This window comes from Bradyrhizobium stylosanthis (assembly GCF_001641335.1).
In the GTDB taxonomy this organism is placed as follows: domain Bacteria; phylum Pseudomonadota; class Alphaproteobacteria; order Rhizobiales; family Xanthobacteraceae; genus Bradyrhizobium; species Bradyrhizobium stylosanthis.
On record NZ_LVEM01000003.1, the window covers coordinates 924,107 to 947,069 of the forward strand.

Annotated in this window: 24 protein-coding genes; 16 read left to right on the forward strand and 8 right to left on the reverse strand. The window is 63.4% G+C overall.

The window, feature by feature from the left end:
- Positions 1-244: 244 nt before the first annotated feature.
- The 7 genes from pqqA to A7X65_RS24130 all read left to right on the forward strand — a co-directional run bounded on the left by pqqA (position 245) and on the right by A7X65_RS24130 (position 5,459).
- Entirely contained in the window at positions 245-325 is an 81-nt protein-coding gene (gene pqqA / locus A7X65_RS24100) for a pyrroloquinoline quinone precursor peptide PqqA (protein WP_007595659.1), read from the forward strand.
- Positions 326-444: 119 nt separating this feature from the next.
- Positions 445-1,374 carry a pyrroloquinoline quinone biosynthesis protein PqqB gene (pqqB, locus tag A7X65_RS24105; RefSeq protein WP_063689657.1) on the forward strand — a complete coding sequence of 310 codons (930 nt, stop codon included), beginning with the start codon at positions 445-447 and terminating at the stop codon, positions 1,372-1,374.
- 20 nt (positions 1,375-1,394) lie between these two features.
- Positions 1,395-2,150 carry a pyrroloquinoline-quinone synthase PqqC gene (pqqC, locus tag A7X65_RS24110; protein WP_430643466.1) on the forward strand — a complete coding sequence of 252 codons (756 nt, stop codon included), beginning with the start codon at positions 1,395-1,397 and terminating at the stop codon, positions 2,148-2,150.
- 11 nt (positions 2,151-2,161) lie between these two features.
- Positions 2,162-2,473, forward strand: coding sequence for a pyrroloquinoline quinone biosynthesis peptide chaperone PqqD (gene pqqD / locus A7X65_RS24115; RefSeq protein ID WP_063689663.1), 312 nt, complete (start codon positions 2,162-2,164; stop codon positions 2,471-2,473).
- On the forward strand, positions 2,470-3,660 hold the full coding sequence (pqqE, locus tag A7X65_RS24120; protein ID WP_063689666.1) for a pyrroloquinoline quinone biosynthesis protein PqqE: 1,191 nt from the start codon (positions 2,470-2,472) through the stop codon (positions 3,658-3,660). The genes pqqD and pqqE overlap by 4 nt, the downstream gene beginning before the upstream one ends.
- Positions 3,650-4,636 carry a prolyl aminopeptidase gene (pip, locus tag A7X65_RS24125; RefSeq protein ID WP_063689669.1) on the forward strand — a complete coding sequence of 329 codons (987 nt, stop codon included), beginning with the start codon at positions 3,650-3,652 and terminating at the stop codon, positions 4,634-4,636. The genes pqqE and pip overlap by 11 nt, the downstream gene beginning before the upstream one ends.
- 145 nt (positions 4,637-4,781) lie before the next feature.
- Positions 4,782-5,459 (forward strand): DUF4286 family protein, encoded by a 678-nt coding sequence (locus tag A7X65_RS24130; protein ID WP_063689672.1) that lies wholly within the window; start codon positions 4,782-4,784, stop codon positions 5,457-5,459.
- Positions 5,460-5,486: 27 nt separating this feature from the next.
- Here the strand turns inward: A7X65_RS24130 and A7X65_RS24135 are convergent, their stop codons facing one another.
- On the reverse strand, positions 5,487-5,912 hold the full coding sequence (locus A7X65_RS24135) for a hypothetical protein (RefSeq protein WP_063689675.1): 426 nt from the start codon (positions 5,910-5,912) through the stop codon (positions 5,487-5,489).
- 287 nt (positions 5,913-6,199) lie between these two features.
- On the opposite strand from A7X65_RS24135, the gene A7X65_RS24140 reads away from it, so the two are divergent.
- From A7X65_RS24140 to A7X65_RS24150, 3 genes are all read left to right on the forward strand, one after another.
- Positions 6,200-7,999: an FAD-dependent oxidoreductase gene (locus A7X65_RS24140; RefSeq protein ID WP_063689678.1), complete on the forward strand. Its 1,800-nt coding sequence runs from the start codon at positions 6,200-6,202 to the stop codon at positions 7,997-7,999.
- Positions 7,969-9,816 carry a 2-oxoacid:acceptor oxidoreductase subunit alpha gene (locus A7X65_RS24145; protein ID WP_063689680.1) on the forward strand — a complete coding sequence of 616 codons (1,848 nt, stop codon included), beginning with the start codon at positions 7,969-7,971 and terminating at the stop codon, positions 9,814-9,816. Before A7X65_RS24140 ends, A7X65_RS24145 begins: the two co-directional genes overlap by 31 nt.
- A gap of 130 nt (positions 9,817-9,946) precedes the next feature.
- Entirely contained in the window at positions 9,947-11,002 is a 1,056-nt protein-coding gene (locus A7X65_RS24150; protein ID WP_063690756.1) for a 2-oxoacid:ferredoxin oxidoreductase subunit beta, read from the forward strand.
- Here A7X65_RS24150 and A7X65_RS24155 read toward each other — a convergent pair whose 3' ends face one another.
- From A7X65_RS24155 to A7X65_RS24165, 3 genes are all read right to left on the reverse strand, one after another.
- Entirely contained in the window at positions 11,003-11,446 is a 444-nt protein-coding gene (locus A7X65_RS24155; RefSeq protein WP_063689683.1) for a DUF4399 domain-containing protein, read from the reverse strand. It lies immediately after the preceding gene.
- 17 nt (positions 11,447-11,463) lie between these two features.
- Positions 11,464-12,981, reverse strand: a complete 1,518-nt coding sequence (locus A7X65_RS24160; RefSeq protein WP_063689684.1) for an SUMF1/EgtB/PvdO family nonheme iron enzyme — start codon at positions 12,979-12,981, stop codon at positions 11,464-11,466.
- 309 nt (positions 12,982-13,290) lie between these two features.
- Entirely contained in the window at positions 13,291-13,863 is a 573-nt protein-coding gene (locus A7X65_RS24165) for an STM3941 family protein (RefSeq protein WP_063689687.1), read from the reverse strand.
- Positions 13,864-14,069: 206 nt separating this feature from the next.
- Between A7X65_RS24165 and A7X65_RS24170 the strand changes: the two genes are divergently transcribed.
- From A7X65_RS24170 to A7X65_RS24195, 6 genes are all read left to right on the forward strand, one after another.
- On the forward strand, positions 14,070-14,690 hold the full coding sequence (locus A7X65_RS24170; RefSeq protein ID WP_063690757.1) for a hypothetical protein: 621 nt from the start codon (positions 14,070-14,072) through the stop codon (positions 14,688-14,690).
- 113 nt (positions 14,691-14,803) lie between these two features.
- On the forward strand, positions 14,804-15,253 hold the full coding sequence (locus A7X65_RS24175) for a DsrE family protein (protein ID WP_063689688.1): 450 nt from the start codon (positions 14,804-14,806) through the stop codon (positions 15,251-15,253).
- A 241-nt stretch (positions 15,254-15,494) separates the two neighbouring features.
- Entirely contained in the window at positions 15,495-15,818 is a 324-nt protein-coding gene (locus A7X65_RS24180; RefSeq protein ID WP_027546888.1) for an ArsR/SmtB family transcription factor, read from the forward strand.
- Positions 15,815-16,246: an SRPBCC family protein gene (locus A7X65_RS24185; RefSeq protein WP_063689690.1), complete on the forward strand. Its 432-nt coding sequence runs from the start codon at positions 15,815-15,817 to the stop codon at positions 16,244-16,246. Before A7X65_RS24180 ends, A7X65_RS24185 begins: the two co-directional genes overlap by 4 nt.
- A gap of 41 nt (positions 16,247-16,287) precedes the next feature.
- Complete coding sequence (locus A7X65_RS24190) at positions 16,288-16,497, forward strand: hypothetical protein (protein WP_063689692.1); 210 nt, start codon at positions 16,288-16,290, stop codon at positions 16,495-16,497.
- The gene (locus tag A7X65_RS24195; RefSeq protein WP_063689694.1) at positions 16,494-16,934 is read left to right on the forward strand and encodes a DUF1801 domain-containing protein; all 441 of its coding nucleotides are present in this window, start codon (positions 16,494-16,496) and stop codon (positions 16,932-16,934) included. The genes A7X65_RS24190 and A7X65_RS24195 overlap by 4 nt, the downstream gene beginning before the upstream one ends.
- 233 nt (positions 16,935-17,167) lie before the next feature.
- Here the strand turns inward: A7X65_RS24195 and A7X65_RS24200 are convergent, their stop codons facing one another.
- The 4 genes from A7X65_RS24200 to A7X65_RS24215 form a co-directional block, all read right to left on the reverse strand.
- Positions 17,168-18,706 carry a SpoVR family protein gene (locus A7X65_RS24200; protein ID WP_063689696.1) on the reverse strand — a complete coding sequence of 513 codons (1,539 nt, stop codon included), beginning with the start codon at positions 18,704-18,706 and terminating at the stop codon, positions 17,168-17,170.
- Positions 18,703-19,980, reverse strand: coding sequence for a YeaH/YhbH family protein (locus A7X65_RS24205; RefSeq protein ID WP_208608629.1), 1,278 nt, complete (start codon positions 19,978-19,980; stop codon positions 18,703-18,705). Before A7X65_RS24205 ends, A7X65_RS24200 begins: the two co-directional genes overlap by 4 nt.
- A gap of 19 nt (positions 19,981-19,999) precedes the next feature.
- Positions 20,000-21,943, reverse strand: a complete 1,944-nt coding sequence (locus A7X65_RS24210) for a PrkA family serine protein kinase (RefSeq protein ID WP_063689700.1) — start codon at positions 21,941-21,943, stop codon at positions 20,000-20,002.
- A gap of 300 nt (positions 21,944-22,243) precedes the next feature.
- Positions 22,244-22,927, reverse strand: a complete 684-nt coding sequence (locus A7X65_RS24215; RefSeq protein ID WP_063689702.1) for an STM3941 family protein — start codon at positions 22,925-22,927, stop codon at positions 22,244-22,246.
- Positions 22,928-22,963: the final 36 nt, after the last annotated feature.

A 22,963-nucleotide genomic window follows, 5' to 3' on the forward strand; every position in this document is an offset into this window, starting at 1 on the left:
AGATCCAATTGGGCCGCCTGTACCGGATTGAAAGCTGCACTGCACTCACAACTGCTTTATCAGGACAGGGTTCGCGACCGAATGCGCCCTGCGCAAGGCAGTGCCGTCACAAGTGATGTTCCCCCGGCCATTTTCGCGGCGCAACATGGACCTTCTCGGGAAAATTTCACTGGCGAACTTCTACGCCCGCATTAATTTAATGGTTGGGCGGATACGTCCGAATTCGCGAATATGGAGAGCCAAAATGGCCTGGAAAGCCCCGAAGATCGTCGAAGTGCCCTGCGGCATGGAAATCAACATGTATGTGAGCGCCACCCGCAAGTAAGCGGTTGGTGAGTTTTGCGTTCTGCGCAGGTGGATCTTGCGGTCACGATTGGTTTCCGGACGAAGGAAGCCGTGTCGGCCTGAGATTCACCTCGCGACGTTGCCTCCAGGAGACGTAACATGCTTCGCGTCGTCGTCCTGGGCGCCGGGGCCGGCGGCGGGGTGCCGCAATGGAATTGCGGCTGCGAGGGTTGCCGCGCGGCCCGTGCGAATGGACATGAGCTCCACCGGACCCAGGCCTCGGTTGCCTTCAGCGGCGACGGCGAGCACTGGTTCCTGATCAACGCCTCTCCCGATCTCCGCCAGCAATTGAACGCCACGCCGCAACTGCATCCGAAGGCGGGCGCGCTGCGCCATACGCCGGTCGCGGGCGTGATCCTGACCAATGGCGAGGTCGATGCCGTGGCCGGCCTGCTGTCGATGCGCGAGGGCTCGCCCTTTACGGTCTATGCGCATGAGAAGGTGCTGGCGATCCTGAAGAGCAACAGCATCTTCAACGTGCTGAACGAGAAGAACGTCAAGCGCCAGGCGATCGACATCAGCGAGCCGTTCGAGCCGCGACTGCCCGACGGCGCGCGGTCAGGACTTGAGGTGCTGCCCTTCGCGGTAGCAGGCAAGTCGGCCTGGTATCTCGAAGGCAAGGCGCATCCGGGCGGCGAGACCGGCGACGGCGATACGCTGGGCCTCAAAATCACCGACAAATCGACCGGCAAATGCTTCTACTTCATCGCCGCCTGCGCCGAGGTCACCGACGCGCTCAAGGCCGAGATCGACGGCGCCGCGCTGGTGTTCTTCGACGGCACGGTGTGGCAGGACGACGAGATGATCAAGGCAGGACTCGGCCACAAGACCGGCAAGAGCATGGGTCATGTCGCGATGTCCGGTCACGACGGCGCGATCGCGCGGCTCGCCGACCTCGCACTCGACAGGAAGATATTTCTGCATATCAATAACTCGAATCCGGCGCTGCTGCCTGACTCGCCCGAGCGCAAGACTGCGGAACAGGCGGGCTGGCAGATACCCGCTGACGGAACGGAGATCGTGTTGTGAATGCCGCGTCAATGACTGGAATGACCGCGCTCTCGATCGGCAAGGACATCAGGCTGAACTCGGCCGACGAGCTTGAGGCGACGCTGCGCCATATCGGGGCGACGCGCTATCACAGCCTGCATCCGTTCCATAAGCTGCTGCACGGCGGCAAGCTGAACAAGGGCCAGGTGCAGGCCTGGGCGCTCAACCGCTACTATTACCAGAGCACGATTCCGATCAAGGACGCGGTGGTGATCTCGCGCTTCCGCGACCGCGCCACGCGCCTCGAATGGCGCCACCGCATCGAGGACCATGACGGCGACGTCGGCAGCGAAGGCGGCATCGAGCGCTGGCTGAAGCTGACCGAAGGCCTCGGACTCGACACGGCCTACGTGGAATCGACGGAAGGCATTCTGCCGGCGACGCGCTTCGCGGTGGAGGCCTATGTCCATTACTGCCGCGAAAAGAGCCCGCTGGAGGCGATCGCCTCCTCGCTCACCGAGCTGTTCGCGCCGAACCTGCATGAAGAGCGCATCTCCGGCATGCTGGAGCATTACGACTTCGTCAATCCTGACATCATGAGCTACTTCAAGCGGCGCCTGGCGCAGGCCCCGCGCGATGCCGGCTTTGCGCTCGACTACGTCAAGGCGCATGCCACGACGCCGGAACAACGCGCGCAGGTCTGCAACGCGCTGATCTTCAAGACCAACGTGCTGTGGGTGCAGCTCGATGCGCTCCAGCACGCCTATGTCGAAGGCCACATTCCGCCGGGCGCGTTCGTGCCCAAAGCGAGCTGAGGACAAAAGCAATGGCCGGGCCGCGTAACATCAGCGTCAGCGAGGCGAGCCGCCCCGTGCTGCCGCGGCATGCCAAGCTGAAATACGACGAGACGCGGCAGGTCTGGGTGATCCTGGCGCCGGAGCGGGTGCTGGCGCCCGACGAGATCGCGGTCGAGGTCCTGCAGCTCTGCAACGGCGAGCGCAATGTCGGCGATGTCGCCGATCTGCTCGCGGCGAAATACGCGGCTCCCCGCGATGCGATCCTCACCGACGTCATCGCCATGCTGCAGGATCTCGCCGACAAGGGTTTTCTCACTGAGATCAGGGAGAAGACGTCATGAGCGAGGTGCTTGGACATCCTCCCGTTGCGAGCGACAGCCTCGCGGTGCTGGAGAAGCAGCGTTCGACGGCGGAAACCTTCGGCATTCCGCTCGCCGTGCTGCTCGAAATCACGCATCGCTGTCCGCTGCAATGCCCCTATTGCTCCAATCCGGTCGAGCTCGACCGCTCGGGCAAGGAGCTGACCACCGAGGAATGGAAGAAGGTGCTGAGCGAGCTCGCCGAGATCGGCGTGCTCCAGGTGCATTTCTCCGGCGGCGAGCCGACGGCGCGCAAGGACCTCGTCGAGCTGGTCAAGCATGCCAGCGACGCCGGCCTCTACACCAACCTCATCACCTCCGCCGTGCTGCTGACGCGCGAGAAGCTCGGCGAGCTGGCCGATGCCGGGCTCTGCCACGTGCAGATCAGCTTCCAGGGCGTCGAGGAAGGCCTTGCCGATCGTGTCGCCGGCTACAAGAACGGGCATCGCAAGAAGCTCGAAGTCGCGAAATGGACGCGCGAGCTGGACCTGCCGCTCACCGTGAACGCGGTGATGCACCGGCAGAATTTGCACCAGCTCCCCGACATCATCCAGATGTCGCTCGATCTCGATGCCGACCGGCTCGAGGTCGCCAATGTGCAATATTACGGCTGGGCGCTGAAGAACCGCGCCGCGCTGATGCCGACCGTGGCGCAGCTCGAGGAATGCACCCGCCTCGTCGAGGACGCCCGCGAAGCGCACAAGGGCCGGCTGACGATCGACTACGTCGTGCCTGATTACTACGCGCTGCGGCCGAAAAAGTGCATGGGCGGCTGGGGCCGCCAGTTCTTCAACATCTCGCCCGCCGGCAAGGTGCTGCCCTGCCACGCCGCCGAGAGCATCACCGGGCTCGAGTTCGAGTCGGTGCGCTCCAACCATTCGATCGCCTGGATCTGGCAGAACTCCGAAGCCTTCAACCGCTATCGCGGCACCGGCTGGATGAAGGAGCCGTGCAAGACCTGCGAATTCCGCGAGATCGATTTCGGCGGCTGCCGCTGCCAGGCCTTTGCGTTGACGGGCGATGCCGCCAACACCGATCCGGCCTGCGCGCTGTCGCCGCTGCACGAGACCATCTTCAAGCAGGCCGAGCGTGAGGCCGAGGGCGAGACCAGCCGCTTCCTCTACCGCAACTTCGCCGGCGGCACCCTGGAATCCGAGAATGGCGCCTGACTCCGGCACGTGCGTCCCCGCCAGACGCGCCGATCCCTTTGCTCCGCTGACCTCCGACATGCTCGATGTCGGCGACGGTCACGAGATCTATGTCGAAAGCGTCGGCCGCCCCGACGGCATCCCCGCGATCTATCTGCATGGCGGGCCCGGCAGCGGATGCCAGCCCGACCACCGCCGCCTGTTCGATTCCGACCGCTTCTGCGCCGTGCTGTTCGATCAGCGCGGCTGCGGCCGCAGCCGGCCCAAGGGATCGCGCGAGCACAACACCACCGCGCATCTGATCGCGGACATCGAGAAGATCCGCGAGAAATTCGGTTTCGAACGCTGCATGGTGGTTGGTGGCTCCTGGGGGGCGACGCTGGCGCTGGCTTATGCGCAGGCCCATCCCGAGCGCGTCAGCGGCATCGTCGTGCGCGCGACCTTCCTGGGCACGCGTGCGGAGGTCGAGAGCGCCTTCACCACGCGCCTGGCGCGCTTCTATCCCGCGCTCTACGAGGATTTCCTCAGCGTGCTGCCGCCCGAGGAGCGCGACCGGCCGGTGGACGCCTACTGGCGCCGCATCCTCGATGCCGACCCTGCCGTGCACGGACCGGCGGCGAAGGCCTGGCACGACACCGAGCGCACCCTGTCCGAGCACAAGCCGGCGCGGACGCGGCTCGACCTCGCCTCGCTGAACGTCTGGCGCACATTGCCGTCGACGCCGTTCATGGAGGCGCATTACTTCGTCAATGACAGCTTCATGACCGAAAACCAGCTGCTGCGGAATGCGGGACGGCTCCAGGGCATTCCCGGCATCATCGTCCAGGGCCGCTACGACCTGCTGTGTCCGCCCGAGACATCGCACGCGCTCGCGAAAGTCTGGCCCGGTTCCGAGATTCGCGTCGTGGAAGAAGCCGGACATTCGCTCTATGATGCCGGCGTGAGGGACGCGGTCATGAAGTCGATCGCGGACGTCGCGTCGAAAATCTCGCGCTGAATATATCCCCTCATCCTGAGGAGCGCTCGCAGAGCGCGTCTCGAAGGATGAAAGGCCGGGATGCGGCAGCGCGGGCCCTCATGGATTCGAGACGGCGCTGACGCGCCTCCTCACCATGAGGAGATGGACTGGGAAGGACAAGAAAATGCCACTCGCCGGGAAAGGCATGCTGCTGACGTCGATGAACATCGACGCTTCGGATGAGGCCGAATTCAACCGCTGGTACGATCGCGAGCATCTGGAAGAGCGCGTCGCGATCGAGGGTTTCCTGGAAGCGCGGCGCTATGTCGCGCACGCGGCCAATCCCAAATATCTCTGCCTCTATTCGACCGCGACGCTCGACGTGCTCGACAGCCCCGCCTACAAGGCGCGGCTCGCCAATCCGACCGACTGGTCGCGGCAGACCATGGCCCGCTTCAAGGACATGCTGCGCGTGGTGGCGCGCATCACCATCAGCAACGGCACCGGGCGCGGAGCTGCGCTCGGTGTGGTGCGGCTGCGGCCGACGGCGGACAACGCGGCACCATGGCGTGATGCACTGCAGGAAAAGCTGACGCCGGGGACGCGCGAGGGCATCATCTCCATGCATCTTATGGAGAGCGAGCCAGAATTGTCGGGCGCGACAGCGGACATTCCGGCGGTGCGCAACGAAGGCGCCCGCGACTGGTTCGTGCTGATCGACGGCACGCATGTCGGCGCCGTCTCGGCCATCATCGCCGAACGCTTTACCGGCCCGGCTGCGGCGCCCTTCCCGCTGCCCGTCTCCGTCGGCACCTACGGCCTGATGTGGGACCTCGCGAAGAGCGACATCGCGCGCGTCTGACGCAGCTATCCGCGATGCCCCGTCAACTTATGCACTATGCTCGATTTGATTCACGTACTTCCGAGCTAGCTGCCTAATTTTCTGGCTGGCCCACCTTGAGTCTCTAACCTCCGAAAGCAGGTCCTTGAGGGTCGCTTTCTCCGCTGTCGTGAGGAGCGGGACCCAAACCATTGCCAGATCGGTCCATTGACGGGATTGAGCTTTTAGGGCGGACCCTATCAGCTTCGCAAACGGGAAACCGGTTGCCGCGTTTGCGTTGTAAGCCAACTGTTCGAGCCCAGCCTTTACGTCAGGGAAAGGCCGCTCCAGCAGCAGCCAGGCCCGATAGAAATCTTCGACCACCTCAAGCCGAAACTCTCGATCATCGGCCCTTATTATCCAAGCGCCAGCTTCGGTGAGGGCGATGCTTAGGCCACGATCAATTTCAAACTCGCTTGATACAGATCGGCCCATCACACCTCTTCCTCGATCCGAGCAGCACCACAACACACTACACCTGTCAGGCGCGTTCGCATCGCAGCATATTGCACCGCACGCAGCCTGCGCGCGGCGCGTTAATGCTGTGCGCGCGCAGCTCCCATGAAAGGCGGTGATCGCGAAAATTTGCCGTTGTACTTCGGAACGGTTCTAATAAGCTAACCCAATGACGTCATTCAGAAACCAGATCGCCGCGCATTAAGCGTCGACAAGCTCAAAGAAAAGGCCGCCGGGTCTTTGGGCCTGCGCGGACGAGGGTAGGAATGAAACCGACCGATATCGCGGCCCCCGACTACTTTCACAAAGTAGTCGATTGCCAATGGGCCTGTCCTGCGCACACCCCGGTTCCCGAATACATCCGACTGATCGCACAAGGCCGCTATAGCGACGCCTACATGATCAATTGGAAATCGAACGTGTTTCCCGGAATCCTGGGACGCACCTGCGATCGTCCATGCGAGCCGGCGTGCCGGCGCGGACGCGTCGAGGAAACGCCGGTGGCGATCTGCCGCCTCAAGCGCGTTGCCGCCGACTTCAAGGACGACATCAAGCAGCGCCTGCCCCGCCCCGCGCCGAAGAACGGCAAGCGCGTTGCGCTGGTCGGCGGCGGTCCTGCTTCGCTGACGGTGGCGCGCGATCTCGCGCCGCTCGGCTATCACTGCACCGTGTTCGACGGCGATCCGGAAGCCGGCGGCATGATGCGCACGCAGATCCCGAAATTCCGCCTGCCCAATTCCGTCATCGACGAGGAGACCGGCTACATCCTGGGTCTCGGCGTCGACTTCAAGGGCGGCCAGCGCATCGAGAGCATGAAGTCGCTGCTGGCGGAGAAGTATGACGCGATCTTCGTCGGCTCCGGCGCGCCGCGCGGCCGCGAGCTCGACATTCCCGGCCGGAAGGAAGCCGCCGGCAACATCCATATCGGCATCGAATGGCTGGCCAATGTATCGTTCGGCCACACCGACAAGATCGGCAAGCGCGTGATCGTGCTCGGCGGCGGCAACACCGCGATGGATTGTTGCCGCACCGCGCGCCGGCTCGGCGGCGAGAAAGTCACGGTGGTCGTGCGTTCCGGCTTCGAGGAGATGAAGGCCTCGCCCTGGGAGAAGGAAGACGCGATCCACGAGGATATCCCGATCCTCAACTACATGGTGCCGGTGGCGTTCAAGCATGTCGCCGGCAAGCTCATCGGGGTCACCTTCCAGCACGTCAAAGCCGAATTCGACGCAAAAGGCCGCCGCAATCTGGTGCCTTCGGGCGATCCCGACCAGACGATTCCCTGCGACGACGTGCTGGTCGCGGTCGGCCAGGAGAACGCCTTCCCCTGGATCGAGCAGGATTGCGGCATCGAGTTCGACAAATGGCACATGCCCAAGGTCGATCCCGCGACCTTCGCCTCGACCAACCCGAAGGTGTTCTTCGGCGGCGACGCCGCGTTCGGGCCGAAGAACATCATCTGGGCGGTCGCGCACGGCCATGACGCCGCGCTGTCGATCCACAAGATGCTCTCCGGCGAGGACATCACCGAACGGCCGCTGCCGGACGTGCAGGTGTCCTCGCAGAAGATGGGCATCCACGAATGGAGCTATGACAACGACATCTCCATCGACAAGCGCTTCAAGGTGCCGCACCGCGACAAGGTGATCGCGCTGAAGGACATCCGCACCGAGGTCGAGCTGGGCTACGACGTCAAGCTCGCGCTCGGCGAGGCGCATCGCTGCCTGAACTGCGACGTGCAGACGGTGTTCTCCACCTCGCTCTGCATCGAGTGCGATGCCTGCGCCGACATCTGCCCGATGGATTGCATCACCTTCACCGACAACGGCGAAGAGAGTGACCTGCGCCATCGGCTGAAGGCGCCCTCGCCGCACCCGGACCAGGACCTCTACGTGTCCTCCGACCTCAAGACCGGGCGCGTGATGGTCAAGGACGAGGATGTCTGCCTGCATTGCGGGCTGTGCGCCGAGCGTTGTCCCACCGGAGCCTGGGACATGCAGAAGTATTTCATCGAGATGACCCACGCAGGTTCGACATGTCCGACAAAAAGCCGCTCAGCAGCGTAAACGACTTCGTCGTCCGCTTCGCCAACGTCAACGGCTCGGGTTCGGCCAGCGCCAACGAGATGTTCGCGCGTGCGATCCTGCGCCACGGCGTTCCGGTGTCCCCGCGCAACATCTTCCCCTCCAACATCCAGGGCCTGCCGACCTGGTACGAGGTGCGAGTGACGGAAGACGGCCATCTCGGCGCCCGCGGCGGCGTCGACATGATGGTGGCGATGAATCCGCAGACCTGGGACAAGGACGTCGCCGGCATCGAGCCCGGCGGCTATCTGTTCTACGATTCCACAAAGCCGATGCCGTCGACCAAGTTCCGCGACGACATCACCGTGATCGGCGTACCGCTGACCGCGATCACCAACTCGACCTACACCGATCCGCGCCAGCGCCAGCTGTTCAAGAACATCATCTACCTCGGCGCGCTCTCGGCGCTGCTCGACATGGACCCGAAGCTGATCGAGCAGCTGATCGGCGAGCAGTACAAGGGCAAGGAGAAGCTGCTCTCCTCCAACGTCCATGCGCTGCATCTCGGCCGCGACTGGGCGCTGCAGAATTTGAAATGCCCGATCGGGCTGCGCGTGAAGAAATCCGACAAGGTCGGCGACCGCATCTTCATCGAGGGCAACAGCGCCGCCGCGCTCGGGGCCGTCTATGGCGGCGCCACGGTGTGCGCGTGGTACCCGATCACGCCGTCCTCGTCGGTGGCGGAAGCCTTCACCGCCCATTGCAAGAAATACCGGCACGAGCCTGATACGGGCAAGGCCAAGTATGCCATCGTGCAGGGCGAGGACGAGCTGGCCTCGATCGGCATCGTCATCGGCGCGTCCTGGAACGGCGCCCGCGCCTTCACCGCGACCTCGGGCCCCGGCATCTCGCTGATGACGGAGTTCATCGGCCTCTCCTACTTCGCCGAGATTCCGGCTGTCATCATGAACATCCAGCGCGCCGGCCCCTCGACGGGCATGCCGACGCGCACCCAGCAATGCGACATCATCGCCTGCGCCTATGCCTCGCACGGCGATACCAAGCACGTGCTGCTGTTCCCGGAAGATCCGGCCGAGGCGTTCGAGTTCGCGGCTGCCGCCTTCGATCTCGCCGAACGGCTGCAGACCACGATCTTCCTGATGCTCGACCTCGATATCGGCATGAACCACCGGCTCTGCCGCCCGCTGAAGTGGGACGACGCGAGGCAGTACGACCGCGGCAAGATCATGACCACGGAGATGCTGGAGGAGGGCCGCGACTTCGGCCGCTATCTCGACGTTGACGGCGACGGCATCCCCTATCGCACCTACCCCGGCACGCATCCGACCAAGGGCTCCTACTTCACCCGCGGCACGTCACGCGACCGCTACGCGCGCTATTCCGAGGAAGGCTCGGTCTATGCCGACAACATGCAGCGGCTGGTGCGCAAGTTCGAGACCGCGCAGGACCTGGTACCGCGACCGCTGCAGGCCAATGCGGAACGGCCGACCAAATACGGCGTGATCTATTTCGGCTCGACCTCGCCGGCGATGGACGAGGCGATCGGCCTGCTGGAGGCGCGCGGGCATCAGCTCGACCGCCTGCGCATCCGCGCCTTCCCGTTCCACTCCAGCGTCGCGAGCTTCCTCGCCGAGCACGACTTCGTCTACGTGGTCGAGCAGAACCGCGATGCCCAGTTGCGGCAGCTCATCGTCAACGAGAACGGCATCGATCCCGTCCGCCTCGTGCCGATCGTGCATTATGACGGCACCCCGATCACCGCCCGCTTCATCGCAAAAGCCATTGGCGACCACCAGGATCACCTCAAGGTGACCCCGCTCCGCAAGGCCGTGTCATGATTTGGGCATCACTCTCTCCGTCGTCATGCCCGCGCTTGTCGCGGGCATCCACGCCTTTCTTTTTCTCGGCCAAGACGTGGATGGCCGGGACAAGCCCGGCCATGACGGCCTTGGGATCGCAGGTGCTTTCATGACCTATATTGCCAAGCCAAAGTTTCATCATCCCGGGCTGAAGAAGAACGACCTCGGCTACACGCACCGCGACTACGAAGGAAAAATCTCGACGCTGTGCGCCGGCTGCGGCCACGACTCGATCACGGCCTCGATCATCGAAGCCTGCTACGAGCTCTCGATCGAGCCGCACCGGGTGGCGAAGATCTCGGGCATCGGCTGCTCGTCGAAGACGCCGGATTATTTCCTCGGCAATTCGCACGGCTTCAACTCCGTGCACGGCCGCATGCCATCAGTACTGACCGGCGCCAACCTCGCCAACCGCGACCTGATCTATCTCGGCGTTTCCGGCGACGGCGATTCCGCCTCGATCGGCTTCGGCCAGTTCGCGCATTCGATCCGGCGCGGCGTCAACATGACCTATATCGTCGAGAACAACGGCGTCTACGGCCTGACCAAGGGCCAATTCTCGGCGACCGCCGACCGCGGCTCGAAGAGCAAAAAGGGCGTCACCAACACCGACAACGCCATCGACCTCGTCGCGATCGCGCTGCAGCTTGGCGCCACCTTCGTGGCGCGCTCGTTCTCCGGCGACAAGACCCAGTTGGTGCCGCTGATCGCGGCCGCGATCCGCCACAAGGGCGCGTCCTTCATCGACGTCATCAGCCCCTGCATCGCCTTCAACAATCACGCCGGCTCGACCAAGAGCTTCGACTATGTCCGCGAGCACAACGATGCCGTGAACCGGCTCGACGTGCTGGTCGGCCGCGACCCCATTGCGGTGGACTACGCGCCGGGCACGGTGCAAATGGTCGAGCAGCATGACGGCAGCAAGATCGCGCTGCGCAAGATCGACGCCGACTACGATCCACATGACCGGCTGGGGGCACAAACCTTCCTGGCAAAGCACGCCGCCAAGGGCCAGATCGTCACCGGCCTCCTCTACGTCGATCCCGATGCGGAAGATTTGCACGAGCACCTCAACACGGTCGAGACCCCGCTCAACACGCTGGAAGCGGACACGCTGTGCCCGGGCTCGACGGTGCTGGACAAGATCAACGCCAGCCTGCGGTGATCACTTGCCGCCAACTGGCTGCCTGACACGGATGGTGATCTTCTCGGACACGATGGGCGGCTCGAACGGATAGTGCCTGGCGTCGCCCAGCACTAGCTGGAGAGTGTGCGTGCCCGGCGGAAGCTCGAGCAAAGTTTCGGTCTGCCCTGCACCAAAATGCAGGTGCGACTTGTCTTGCGGGATAGGCTCCTTGGGATCGATGGGATCGGTGACATCGATCAGAAGATGATGATGCCCCGCGTTCTGGTAGTCATCGCCGGCATGCGTTACGCCCATGTTGCGCAAACCGAACCGGACCCAGAATGGACCGCGAAGCTTCTGCCCGTCGCGCGGGCTGATGAAATAGACCTTGGCGTCCTTGGGCGCGGTCTTGCCCTGCGAGTAGGCTGCGCCCGGAGGCAATGCGATCGCCGCCGCCAATGCGGCGAGAAAAATGATCTTCATCAAATCCACTCCAGCATTTACGGACTGAGCGCGACGCGGAATCCGTGCGTGGGGTAACGGACATTGGTGTCGTAACCATCGCGGTTGGACGGCCGCACATATCGCGAATCGTTCTTCCAGGAGCCCGAGCGAAGGACGTGCGAGGAGCAGTCACCGCCGCTCCATGCCGAGCCGTCGCCGGGCGCGTCCTGATAGCTCTTGTGCCAGCAATCCTCGACCCACTGGTCGATCGCGCCGCCCATGTCGTACAGTCCGAACGGGTTTGGCTTGAAGCTGCCAACCTTCGCCGGCTGTTCGCTGGCAAGGTTGCCGCAATCCTTGCAGCCGGCCATGCCCGGCTGGAGCTTGTCACCCCACCAATACTTGCTCTGCGTTCCGCCGCGCGCCGCATACTCCCATTCGGCTTCGCTCGGAAGCCTGTACGGCTTCTTCGTCGCCTGAGAGAGATACGCCACATATTGCTGTGCGTCGGTCCAGCTCACATTGCTGACCGGCGCATCGTCCTTGCCGGTCGCCGTGAAGGAGCACGCCTTTGCGGCGGCGCATTCGTTCCACTCCTGCACGGTCACCGGATACTTGCCGATCGAGAACGGCTTGATCGCGACCTGGTGGACCGGGCGTTCCGTCGGATCGTCGTTGCTTCCCATGGCGAAACTACCGCCACGAACGGCGATCATCTCCGGTTCGCGAGGCGGCGCCGCCGATGGGCTGGGCGTCGGCGATGGCGGGGCGGAAGCCAGTGAGGGAGATGGTGACGGCGTCTGCGCCGCCGCTTCGCGCGGCGGAGGCTGCGGGCTCGGCGTTGGGGCCGGAGCGACGATCGGCGCGGCGGCCTGGTGGCCCAGCCTGCCCGGTGCCAGCAAGTACCACAGCGCACCACTGGCGATGACCAGCAGGGTGATAGCAAGAAGAAAGATCAGGATCGTCTCGCGCCGACCTCGCGTCCCGACGACGGCATCCGCATCCGGCAGCACGCGATAGACGCGTACGGGATCCGTGATGTTCTTGACCTTGCGGTCGCCGAGCGACTCGTAGCCGCACACGACCTTGTGCTTGATCTGCTCGTAGATTGCCCCTGAGATGTAGACTTGGCCAGGTTCGGCAATGCCTTCGATGCGGGTGGCGATATTGACGCCGTCGCCATAGACATCGTCCGGCTCGATGATGACGTCGCCGAGATGGACGCCAATCCGGTATTCGATCCGGGAATGCTTCGGGAGCCCGGCATTGCGGCCGACGAGATTCTGCTGAATGACGATGCTGCATCGAACAGCCTCGACGGGACTGTCGAAGATGGCGATGAAACCGTCGCCCGTCGTTTTCACCAGGGTCCCATGGTGCTCGAGGATACTGGGCTCGATGAGATCCCGCTCGATACGCTTGACGCGGGCATGCGTCCCCTCCTCGTCGGCTTGCATCAAGCGACTGTAGGATACGATGTCGCCGACAATGATCGCCGCGAGACGACGAGGCATGGAGCCGTGTGGCGGCGGCCCATCCTGATTTCCGGATCTGAAGTTGCGAATTTCGCCCATTGCGGGGGGACTCCACACACTACAAAGAGGCGGCCCCACTCTACGACTGCCAAACGCAATCGCCTGTGAAGGCTATCACATCGACGAACGGGAACAATGTCGAATGGCTGACAGCATCGGGTTCCCAAAAAAGCGAGGGGCTACACCGATTGAACCTTCCTGGGTTGAGGTTCGACTAAGGCCGCACATGGAACCACGCCGCCGCGCTCTGCCGTGCGCGTATGCGAGTTGAACGCGCCACGCGTGCGGCGACTGCCGGCACGCAGTGTCGCGTGAAAGCCGCGTGGTCCGCCGCGGTTGCGGCCTGGACTAGTGGACGGGCTCGGGCTGCGCCGCGGGACGGGCCGTCGATGCGAGACGGCCGGCCTTCCAGTATTGCTTGCAGGTCTCGAGCAGCGTTTCGCCGTCGATGGTCAGGCCGCCGGGATTGACGAGCACACCCTCGGCACCGACCGCGTTGTTCATCATCGAGATGATGCGCTTGAGAAGGCCAACCTCGAAGCGGTCGGCGACGAGCGGATCGAGCTTGAGCACCACGATGATCTGACTGCGATAGCGCCAATCCGATATGTCGCGCACGGATTTCCAGGAAATCGTGTCATCGGCGATGCGGGTGTCGCGAAGGCCGACGCGGGTGATGAAGAGAACCGGCTGCCTGCTCGAGACCAGCCGCCAGAGCACCCTGAGCGTGGCAAAGCCGCACACCGCGAGACCGACATAGCTGGCCGTGATCTGGAACGCGGTGAGAGTCTTGATGTTCAGCCAGTTGAATGCGATCGCTGCGCACAGCAGCGTGAGGAAGACGCCGGCGGCCAGCATCTTCAGCAGCCGCGGCACGGAATAGCCGAATGCAAGGTTGGGCAAGTTCTGACTTACGGACATTTTGACCGCCACCAGTCATCTGCAACAACCAGGGGTTTACCAACGCCCCTCCTTCTAAATTATTAAGGCGGGAACCTTGCGCGAGACTGCCCGCAAAGGGCGCAGCCCGGCGCGCTTGAACGCGCCCCTCGCCGCGGGCGACTAAAGCCAAGTCCGCCCCGCCTGCCCGTTGCGGGTTAACGATGGTTCACACGCCCGGTGCGATCATGAAGCTTGCCCTTCTCCTGCCGCTCGCTGTTGCCGCCTTTGCCGGTGTCGCCCACGCCGACGAGGACCAGGTCCGGGAGACCACGAAGGCCGAGGCCGACGCCTTCACGGCCCGGGTCTATGCGGGGCCCACCGGCGACAAGGCCTATGCCTGCTTCGTCCGCCGCTACGACGCCGAGCACCTGGCGCGCCATCCCAAGCAGAAGGTGGCCTCCATGAAGCTGCTGATCTCGGCGGAGACCGACAAGGAAGACAAGCAGATGCACAATTCCTTCCGCCTCGGCTTCCGCTATCGCCACCGCTCCGGCGATTTCGACTCCAGCGGCTCGTGCGGCAGTCACGCGGTGCTGCTCAGTGACGGCGCCGAAGTCCGCATGGGCTGCGGCGTCGATTGCGAGGGCGGCGGCATCGAGGTGGGACTGTCCAAGGACAACAAGTCGGCGATCATTCGCCTGGTGCAGATCCGGGTCTGGCAAAACAACAAGCCGGACGACGAGGCCGAGCATGCGCTTGTCGCCGGCGCCGACGACAAGATTTTCCGGCTCGACCGCACCGACACCAGCGAATGCGCGTCGCTCGTGACCGACCGCAAGGAACTCGCAGCGCTCCGCCACAAGTGATATGTCTCCTTCGCATTCAGGCCGTTATTTGCGCATGATCTGTCCGGAAAACCGCTGCGCACTTTGCGCTAGCGCGGCCTTTCGGGGCCGGATCATGCTTCGAAGGAGATCGCATGAACCGCCGGAACATCCTGTGGAGCGCCGTTTCGGCGCTTGGAGCTGCGTTTGGCGCCTCCAGCGCGAAAGCTGCGACCGAGGCCCCGCCATCGAGCAAGCTCAAGGTCGTCTATCACCTCAGCGACGCCGAGAAGGTCAATTTCGTCCTCGGCAACATCCAGAACCACATCGACGGCGTCGGCGGACCCGACCATGTCACGATCGCGCTCGTGATCCACGGGCCGGCGCTGAAGGCGTTTCACGCGGCGCAGGCCAACCCCGACATCAGCAAGCGCATCGGTGACTTCTCCAAGGACGGTGTCGAGCTCGCCGCCTGCGGCAACACGATGAAGGCGCAGAACGTCACGCTGACGGACCTGTTGCCCGGCTTCGTCAGCGCGGAGAAAGGCGGCGTGGTGCGTTTGGCCGAGCTGCAGTCGCAGGGATATCTGTATCTGCGGCCCTAGCGCTGCGCAGTTGCCGCCACCGCATCCCCCGCCGTCACCACATTCTCCGTCATTGCGGGCGTAGCGAAGCAATCCAGAATTCCTCCGCGGAGACAGTCTGGATTGCTTCGTCGCACGAGCTCCTCAATGACGGCCTAGAGAGCTGCGAGAACCGGCGCCAATATCCTCCCATCCTCCCCTTGACTTACCCATAACTCTACGGTTATGAATTAATCCATAACCTACGAGTTATGGATTCCGCATGTCCGCCGCCCACGACCTCCTGTTCAGGACCCTCGCCGACCCGACCCGGCGGGCGATCTTCGAGCGGCTGTGCCGCGAGGGCGAGCAGACGGTCGGGGCCCTGACGGCGCGATCCGGCGTTTCCCAGCCGGCGGTCTCGAAACATCTGGGCGCGCTGAAGCAGGCGGGCCTGGTGCGCGATCGCCACGAGGGACGGCAGACCCACTACAGCGCGCAACCCGGCGCGCTCAATCCGCTGGTCGACTGGACCAGCCAGATGGCCGGATTCTGGCAGAACCGGCTCGATGCGCTCGACGATCTCCTGAAGAGGATGGACCAATGACCGAACCTGCGACCGAAACCCGCTCCGTCGTCGTCGAGCGCGAATTTGCGTTTCCGGCCGAGCGGCTCTGGCGCGCGCTGACGCAGCCGCATCTGATCGAGGAATGGCTGATGAAGAACGACTTCAAGCCCGAGGTCGGTCATCGCTTCAACCTGCGTGGCGAATGGGGCGGCGTGCTGGATTGCGAGGTGCTCACCCTCGAGCCGCAGAAGAGCCTCGCCTACACCTGGAATTTCTCGCACGAGGACGCCGCGTTCGACCTGAAAAGCGTCGTGACCTTCACGCTGACGCCGATGGGCGCGGGCACGCACCTACGCGTCGAGCAGGCGGGCTTCAGCCCCACCCAGAAGCAGGCCTATGGCGGCGCGCATGCCGGCTGGAAGCAGTTCTTCACCAGGCTCGACGAGATGCTGGCGCGGCCGGATTGAGCGCAAGCCGTTTTCGATCATCGCAGAGGAGTCGTTAAAACATGTGGATTCGACAAACCCATCGCTGGCTGTCCATCGCCTTCACCCTCGCCGTCATCGCCAACATCGTCGCGATGACCATGCAGCTCGACGCCGCCTGGATCGGCTTCCTGGCGCTCGTGCCGCTGATCCCGCTGCTCGCGACGGGGCTCTATCTGTTCGCGCTGCCCTATCTCGGCCGCAGCGGTGCGCGCAGCGAGGCGTGGTCATGAAGAAGGCGGTGGTGGCGAAGACCGGCAGTGCGAAGGCGGACAACGCAGCTTCGCCCGCAAAGCTGATCGACGGCAGGATCAGGGAGCTCGGCGACTGGCGCGGCGAGATGCTGGCGCGGGTCCGCGGCCTCATCAAGGAGGCCGAGCCTGAGGTCGTCGAGGAATGGAAGTGGCGCGGCGTTCCCGTGTGGGAGCGCGACGGCATCATCTGCACCGGCGAGACCTACAAGGAAGTGGTGAAGCTGACCTTCGCCAAGGGCGCGGCGCTGGCGGATCCCGCGGGCCTGTTCAATTCCAGCCTCGACGGCAATGTGCGGCGCGCGATCGATATTCGCCATGGCGAGAAGATCAACGAAAAGGCGTTGAAGGCGCTGATCCGCGCGGCGGTGGAGTTGAATGCGAGCAAGAAGAAACCGGCGAAGAAGCGATCGGCATAGAGCGCCGACAGTCGTTAGAAATTCATCGAGGCGGCGGCCGGAGCACGCGCCTCGTCCTTCGAGACGACTGCTTTCAGCGGTCTCCTCAGGATGAGGCTAAGCAGCATTTTTGAGTATCGTCATTGCTGCCGCACACTCCGGCCTCATCCTGAGGGCCCGCCAAAGGCGGGCGTCTGGAAGGATGGCCGCAGGCGAACTGCCCGCCACGTCCACGCAGGACTTGCCGGCCAGGCTCAGGCCACCGCCGCCGGGATCGGACGCGGGCTGACGACGTATTCGCGCAAAACCTTGTCATTGGCGTCGACTTCGATCAGCGAGACGTCGTAGGTCCAGAGATCGGCGAGGTGCTGCAGCACGCGCTTGGCGTCGGTCTCGTTGAGCTGCGAGCCCTTGATGACGTGGTGATGCAGGATCAGCCTGCGGTCGCCGGAGAGATCGACGTCGACCACCTCGATATTGGCGTCGATGTAGCCGACATCGTGCTGCCGTGCCAGCTCGCGCCGCACCCGGCGGAAACCGCGATCGTCGTGGATGGCGTCGACCCGGATGCCGGCGCGCTCTTCGGGATCGTCGTGCAGGTGGAACATGCGGAAGTGCCGCATCAATCTGGGACTCAAGAATTGCGCGATGAAGCTTTCATCCCGGTAATTGGCCCAGACGTCGCGCAGCACGCCCATCACGTCGTTCTTGCCGGCGATGTCGGGGAACCATTCGCGGTCCTCATCCTCCGGATTGGTGACGATGCGCTCGATGTCCTGCATCACGGCAAAACCGAGCGCATAAGGATTGAAGCCCGAGAAGCGCGGATCGTCGAATTCGGGCTGGAACACCACGTTGGTGTGCGATCCCAGGAATTCGAGGAAGTTGCCGTCGGTGATGCGGCCCTGCTGATGCAGCGCGGTCATGATGCGATAGTGGACGTAGGTCGCCGTCCCCTCGTTCATCACCTTGGTCTGGCTCTGCGGATAGAAATACTGCGCGATGTGGCGGACGATGCGCAACAGCTCGCGCTGCCAGGGCGCCAGCCGCGGCGCGCTCTTCTCCAGGAAGTAAAGCAGGTTCTCCTGCGGCAGGCCCAGCAGCTTGCGGCGGCGCTCGATGCTGAGCGCTGACCGGGTCTTGCTCTTGCCGGCCGGAACGGTACGCCAGAGATCGTTGAAGACCTCCTCCTCGTGCTGGCGGCGGCGCCCTGCCCGCTTCTCCTCGGCGCGCAGGTCGAGCGTCTTCTTGCCGGGATAGCGATCGATGCCGTGCGACATCAGGGCGTGCGCAGCGTCGAGGGTGCGCTCGACCTCGATGCGGCCGTAGCGCTCCTCGCATTGCATGACGTAGTTCTTGGCGAAGTCGAGATAGTCGAGGATGCCCTCGGCATCGGTCCACTGCTTGAACAGATAGTTGTTCTTGAAGAAATGGTTGTGGCCGAAGGCGGCGTGCGCGATCACCAGGGTCTGCATCGTCGCCGTGTTCTCCTCCATCAGGTAGGAGATGCAGGGCGAGGAGTTGATCACGATCTCATAGGCGAGGCCCATCAGACCCTTGCGATAGGACGCCTCGTGATAGGCGAATTGCTTGCCGAACGACCAGTGCTTGTAGAACAGCGGCATGCCGACCGACGAATAGGCATCCAGCATCTGCTCGGCGGTGATGACCTCGATCTGGTTCGGATAGACGTCGAGGCCGAGGTCCTTCAGCGCCACCTCCTCGCAGGCATCGGTGATGCGCTGCAAGGTGTGGAAATCCCAATCGGCGCCTTCGAACAAACGTCCCGTCATGGAGCGGCTTTCTCCTGAGCAGTTTCGCGGCGCTGGAACAGGTCGTGGAACACCGGAAAGATCTCGCTGCGCTCGGAGACCTTGCGCATCGAGAGCGGTGCGCCGCTGTTGCGCAGGCGCTCGTAGAGGGTCCAGAGCGAAGAGTCGGAGAGATCGAAGGCGCTGCCGCCGGATTCCCCGACCTCGAGATAGGCGAAGAACTGGCAGACCGGCAGTATCTTCTCGGTCAGCAGCAGCCCGGTGAGCTCGCCGTCGGAATAGGAATTGTCGCCGTCGGAGGCTTGAGCGGCGTAGATATTCCAATCCGACGGATTGAAGCGCTCGCGCACGATTTCGTGCATTGCCTGCAGCGCGCTGGAGACCAGCGTGCCGCCGGAGGCCGGGCCGTAGAAGAAGGTCTGCTCGTCGACTTCCTCGGCGCGGTCGGTGTGGCGGATGAAGACGATCTCGACATGCTTGTAGCGCCGCTTCAGGAACACGTAGAGCAGCATGTAGAAGCGCTTTGCCAGATCCTTCATGTGCTCGGACATCGAGCCCGAGACGTCCATCAGGCAGAACATCACGGCCTGCGCGACGGGCTTGGGCACCGTCTCGAAGCGGCGGTAGCGGATGTCGAGCGGATCGATGAAGGGAATGCGCTTGGACTTGGCCTTCAGCGCCTCGAGCTGGGCAAGAAGCTCGGTCCGCTCGTCCTCGTCGGTGCAGGCGGCGATTGCGGCCTCAAGCTCCTCGATCTCCTCCTTGCGGGGACGCTTGAGCGCGATCCGGCGCGCCAGCGCGAGCTTCACCGTCCGGCTCACCGAAATGTTGGCGGGCGAACCTGACGTGGTGTAGCCGGCGCGCTGGATGCCCTCGCTCTCGGTCTGCGCGATCTTGCGCTTGGCAAGATCCGGCAGCTCGAGGTCGTCGAGGAAGAGATCGACGAATTCGTCGCGGGAGAGGACGAAACGAAAGGCGTCCTCGCTGTCGCCTTCACCGGGACCGGAATCCTTGGCGCTGCCCTGGCCGGAGCGCTGGAGGTAATCGCCCTCGATGAACTTCTTGTTCCCGGGCAGCACCATGTCGCGCGTTCCGCCTTCACGGCGGAACCGCGGCTCGTGCATGCCGTCGAGCGGTATCGTGACCTCACCACCCTCCAGGACGTCCTTGATGTCGCGTTCCTGCGAGGTCTTCTTGACGGCGCCCTGCACCAGGGATTTGGCCCGACGCAAGAACCGCTGGCGGTTCTCAAGACTCTTACCGCCTGGATTCAGGCGCCTGTCAATAATGTGAATGGGCACTTTTCCATCCGCCTCAACCGGCCTGCTTCACACGCATGTACCATTCGACGAGCCGGCGAACCTGACGCTCGGTGTAGCCGCGCTCCACCATGCGTGCGACGAACTCACCGTGCTTCTTCTCCGTCTCGCCGTCCTTCTTCGACCCGAAGGAGATGACCGGAAGCAGGTCCTCGACCTGGGAGAATATCCGCTTTTCGATCACGTCGCGAATCTTCTCGTAGGAGGTCCAGGTCGGATTCTTGCCGCCGTTCTGGGCCCGCGACCGTAACGAGAATTTGACGACCTCGTTGCGGAAGTCCTTGGGGTTGGCGATGCCGGCCGGCTTCTCGATTTTCGTCAGTTCCTGGTTCAACAATTCGCGATCCAGCAGCTGCCCCGTATCGGGATCCTTGAAGTCCTGGTCCTCGATCCATGCATCGGCATAGTCGACGTAGCGGTCGAACAGGTTCTGGCCGTAATCCGAGTAGGATTCGAGATAGGCCTTCTGGATCTCGTTACCGATGAACTCGGCGTAGCGCGGCGCCAGATCCGCCTTGATGAATTCGAGATAGCGCTTCTCGACCTCCTCGGGCAGCTGCTCGCGCCGGATCGACTGTTCCAGCGCGTACATCAGGTGCACGGCGTCGGCGGCGACCTCCTGCGGATCGTGGTTGAAGGTGGCAGCCAGGATCTTGAAGGCAAAGCGCGTGGAGACGCCGTCCATGCCCTCGTCGACACCGGCGGCATCGCGATACTCCTGGACGCTGCGCGCCTTGGGATCGGATTCCTTCAGGCTCTCGCCGTCGTAAACCCGCATCTTGGCGAACACCGTGGAGTTCTCGTGCTTGCGCAGGCGCGACATCACCGAGAACCGCGCCAGCGTCTCCAGCGTCGAGGGCGCGCACGGCGCGGACGCGAGCTCGGAGCCCTGGATCAGCTTCTCGTAGATCTTCTGCTCTTCCGTGATCCGCAGGCAGTAAGGCACCTTGATCACGCAGATGCGGTCGATGAAGGCCTCGTTGTTCTTGTTGGACTTGAAGCTCGCCCACTCCGCTTCGTTGGAGTGCGCCAGGATCACGCCCGTGAACGGGATCGCGCCGATGTTCTCGGTGCCGATGTAGTTGCCTTCCTGCGTCGCCGTCAGCAGCGGATGCAGCATCTTGATCGGTGCCTTGAACATCTCGACGAACTCGAGCACGCCCTGGTTGGCGCGGTTGAGGCCGCCGGAATAGCTGTAGGCGTCGGGATCGTTCTGCGCGTAGGTCTCGAGCTTGCGGATGTCGACCTTGCCGACCAGCGAGGAGATGTCCTGGTTGTTCTCGTCACCGGGCTCGGTCTTGGAGACGGCGATCTGGCGCAGCCGCGACGGCTGAATCTTGGCGACGCGGAATTGCGAGATGTCGCCGCCGAAGGCCTCCAGCCGCTTGTAGCACCACGGGCTCATCAGGCCGGTGAGACGCCGGCGCGGAATGCCGTACTTCTCTTCCAGCATCGGTCCGAGGTTATCCGGATCGAACAGGCTGAGCGGGCTCTCGAACACCGGCGAGAGCTCGTCACCGGCCTTGAGCACGTAGATCGGATGCACTTCCATCAGCGACTTGAGCCGCTCGGCGAGCGAGGATTTGCCGCCGCCGACCGGTCCGAGCAGATAGAGAATCTGCTTGCGCTCTTCGAGACCCTGCGCCGCATGGCGGAAGAAACCGACGATGCGCTCGATGGTTTCTTCCATGCCGTAGAAGCCGGCGAAGGCCGGATAGGTGCGGATGGTGCGGTTCAAAAAAATACGGCCAAGGCGTGGGTCCTTGGCCGTGTCAATCGTCTGGGGGTCACCGATCGCTGCTAGAAGTCGTTCGGCCGCGTTGGCGTATTTCATGGGATCGCTTCGACACGATTCCAGATATTCCGCCATCGACATGTCGTGCTGGCTTCTCGCCTCGAACGACCGAGCGAAAGCGTTGAATAGAGAATCGTTGTACATGATCCCTCTCCGCGTGAGTTCCGCTACAAGCTGAAACGAAAGCAGTTACTGGACCGTTCCTCAGGCCGCTTCTCGAATCAGCGTGAGCACATGACGATCATTGGACACCCAGGGGCCGACTCGACGCAACGCACAACGTAGGCAACCGGGTGAGTTACGAACAGGCACCTGCCTGTTATTTATGCGAATCTATGTATATCTTCGCTCATTTCCAGCAAATGTCACTCGGTCGCAACATCCGGGCGTTACCGGATATCCGTTCATCCGGCGGTGCAGCATAGGCGCCTGCCGGCGGCAGCTTTATGACGCTTGTGCGGCCAGGCCTTGAGCGCCAGAGTCACGATTGACAGACTCTTGATCGCGGTCGCGCCGCGATGCGGTGCGTGAATCGCTGGCGGCATGGCACTCGCGGCAAGCGCGCAGCAATGTCTCAAAATCGGTCGCCAGGCCCTCGGCGGAGATGAGGATGCGATCGTCCTGTGCGCCGCGCGACGCCGCCCGGCTGCTGGCGCGAATGCAGGAGAGCTGCCGCTGCAAGTCCGGCGTCGGTGTCAGCACGATCATCCTGTGCCCGCGGCGCTCCGCGGTCGAAATCTCCGCGATCGACTCCCACAGCAGAAATTCGTTGCCGATGCGCAGGTCGCGGATGCCGTAGGGCGTGACGATCACCACGGCCCCCCGTTCGGAGGGGAGCAGCCAGATCAGCCAGCCGGTGATCAGGCCGAACACCGCGACGCCGGCATAGCCGGCCGTCGTGTCGTAGTCTCCGAGGCTGTCCCACCAGTCGAAGGCGAGGCTCGCACTGAACACCATCATCGCGAAGCCGGCCGCGACCAGCAGACGCAAGCGCATGGCGCATTGCCCGATTTCGAGATCGTGGGAGGCATCGGCGCGTATGGCCGGCGCGACCGATTGCGGGATGTCGGAGACGGCAAGATCGCGGCCGTCAGGATGTACGTGCATGTTTTCCCCCAGCACGGCCATTCGCGACCGAACCACAACCTATCGGGCGGATCGGGA

What these genes read in the sequence shown, in the direction of transcription:
- pqqA (WP_007595659.1), top strand. Translation starts at nt 245, where the DNA reads ATGGCCTGGAAAGCCCCGAAGATCGTCGAAGTGCCCTGCGGCATGGAA.
- pqqB (WP_063689657.1), top strand. Translation starts at nt 445, where the DNA reads ATGCTTCGCGTCGTCGTCCTGGGCGCCGGGGCCGGCGGCGGGGTGCCG.
- pqqC (WP_430643466.1), top strand. Translation starts at nt 1,395, where the DNA reads ATGACCGCGCTCTCGATCGGCAAGGACATCAGGCTGAACTCGGCCGAC.
- pqqD (WP_063689663.1), top strand. Translation starts at nt 2,162, where the DNA reads ATGGCCGGGCCGCGTAACATCAGCGTCAGCGAGGCGAGCCGCCCCGTG.
- pqqE (WP_063689666.1), top strand. Translation starts at nt 2,470, where the DNA reads ATGAGCGAGGTGCTTGGACATCCTCCCGTTGCGAGCGACAGCCTCGCG.
- pip (WP_063689669.1), top strand. Translation starts at nt 3,650, where the DNA reads ATGGCGCCTGACTCCGGCACGTGCGTCCCCGCCAGACGCGCCGATCCC.
- A7X65_RS24130 (WP_063689672.1), top strand. Translation starts at nt 4,782, where the DNA reads ATGCCACTCGCCGGGAAAGGCATGCTGCTGACGTCGATGAACATCGAC.
- A7X65_RS24135 (WP_063689675.1), bottom strand. Translation starts at nt 5,912, where the DNA reads ATGGGCCGATCTGTATCAAGCGAGTTTGAAATTGATCGTGGCCTAAGC.
- A7X65_RS24140 (WP_063689678.1), top strand. Translation starts at nt 6,200, where the DNA reads ATGAAACCGACCGATATCGCGGCCCCCGACTACTTTCACAAAGTAGTC.
- A7X65_RS24145 (WP_063689680.1), top strand. Translation starts at nt 7,969, where the DNA reads ATGTCCGACAAAAAGCCGCTCAGCAGCGTAAACGACTTCGTCGTCCGC.
- A7X65_RS24150 (WP_063690756.1), top strand. Translation starts at nt 9,947, where the DNA reads ATGACCTATATTGCCAAGCCAAAGTTTCATCATCCCGGGCTGAAGAAG.
- A7X65_RS24155 (WP_063689683.1), bottom strand. Translation starts at nt 11,446, where the DNA reads ATGAAGATCATTTTTCTCGCCGCATTGGCGGCGGCGATCGCATTGCCT.
- A7X65_RS24160 (WP_063689684.1), bottom strand. Translation starts at nt 12,981, where the DNA reads ATGGGCGAAATTCGCAACTTCAGATCCGGAAATCAGGATGGGCCGCCG.
- A7X65_RS24165 (WP_063689687.1), bottom strand. Translation starts at nt 13,863, where the DNA reads ATGTCCGTAAGTCAGAACTTGCCCAACCTTGCATTCGGCTATTCCGTG.
- A7X65_RS24170 (WP_063690757.1), top strand. Translation starts at nt 14,070, where the DNA reads ATGAAGCTTGCCCTTCTCCTGCCGCTCGCTGTTGCCGCCTTTGCCGGT.
- A7X65_RS24175 (WP_063689688.1), top strand. Translation starts at nt 14,804, where the DNA reads ATGAACCGCCGGAACATCCTGTGGAGCGCCGTTTCGGCGCTTGGAGCT.
- A7X65_RS24180 (WP_027546888.1), top strand. Translation starts at nt 15,495, where the DNA reads ATGTCCGCCGCCCACGACCTCCTGTTCAGGACCCTCGCCGACCCGACC.
- A7X65_RS24185 (WP_063689690.1), top strand. Translation starts at nt 15,815, where the DNA reads ATGACCGAACCTGCGACCGAAACCCGCTCCGTCGTCGTCGAGCGCGAA.
- A7X65_RS24190 (WP_063689692.1), top strand. Translation starts at nt 16,288, where the DNA reads ATGTGGATTCGACAAACCCATCGCTGGCTGTCCATCGCCTTCACCCTC.
- A7X65_RS24195 (WP_063689694.1), top strand. Translation starts at nt 16,494, where the DNA reads ATGAAGAAGGCGGTGGTGGCGAAGACCGGCAGTGCGAAGGCGGACAAC.
- A7X65_RS24200 (WP_063689696.1), bottom strand. Translation starts at nt 18,706, where the DNA reads ATGACGGGACGTTTGTTCGAAGGCGCCGATTGGGATTTCCACACCTTG.
- A7X65_RS24210 (WP_063689700.1), bottom strand. Translation starts at nt 21,943, where the DNA reads ATGTACAACGATTCTCTATTCAACGCTTTCGCTCGGTCGTTCGAGGCG.
- A7X65_RS24215 (WP_063689702.1), bottom strand. Translation starts at nt 22,927, where the DNA reads ATGGCCGTGCTGGGGGAAAACATGCACGTACATCCTGACGGCCGCGAT.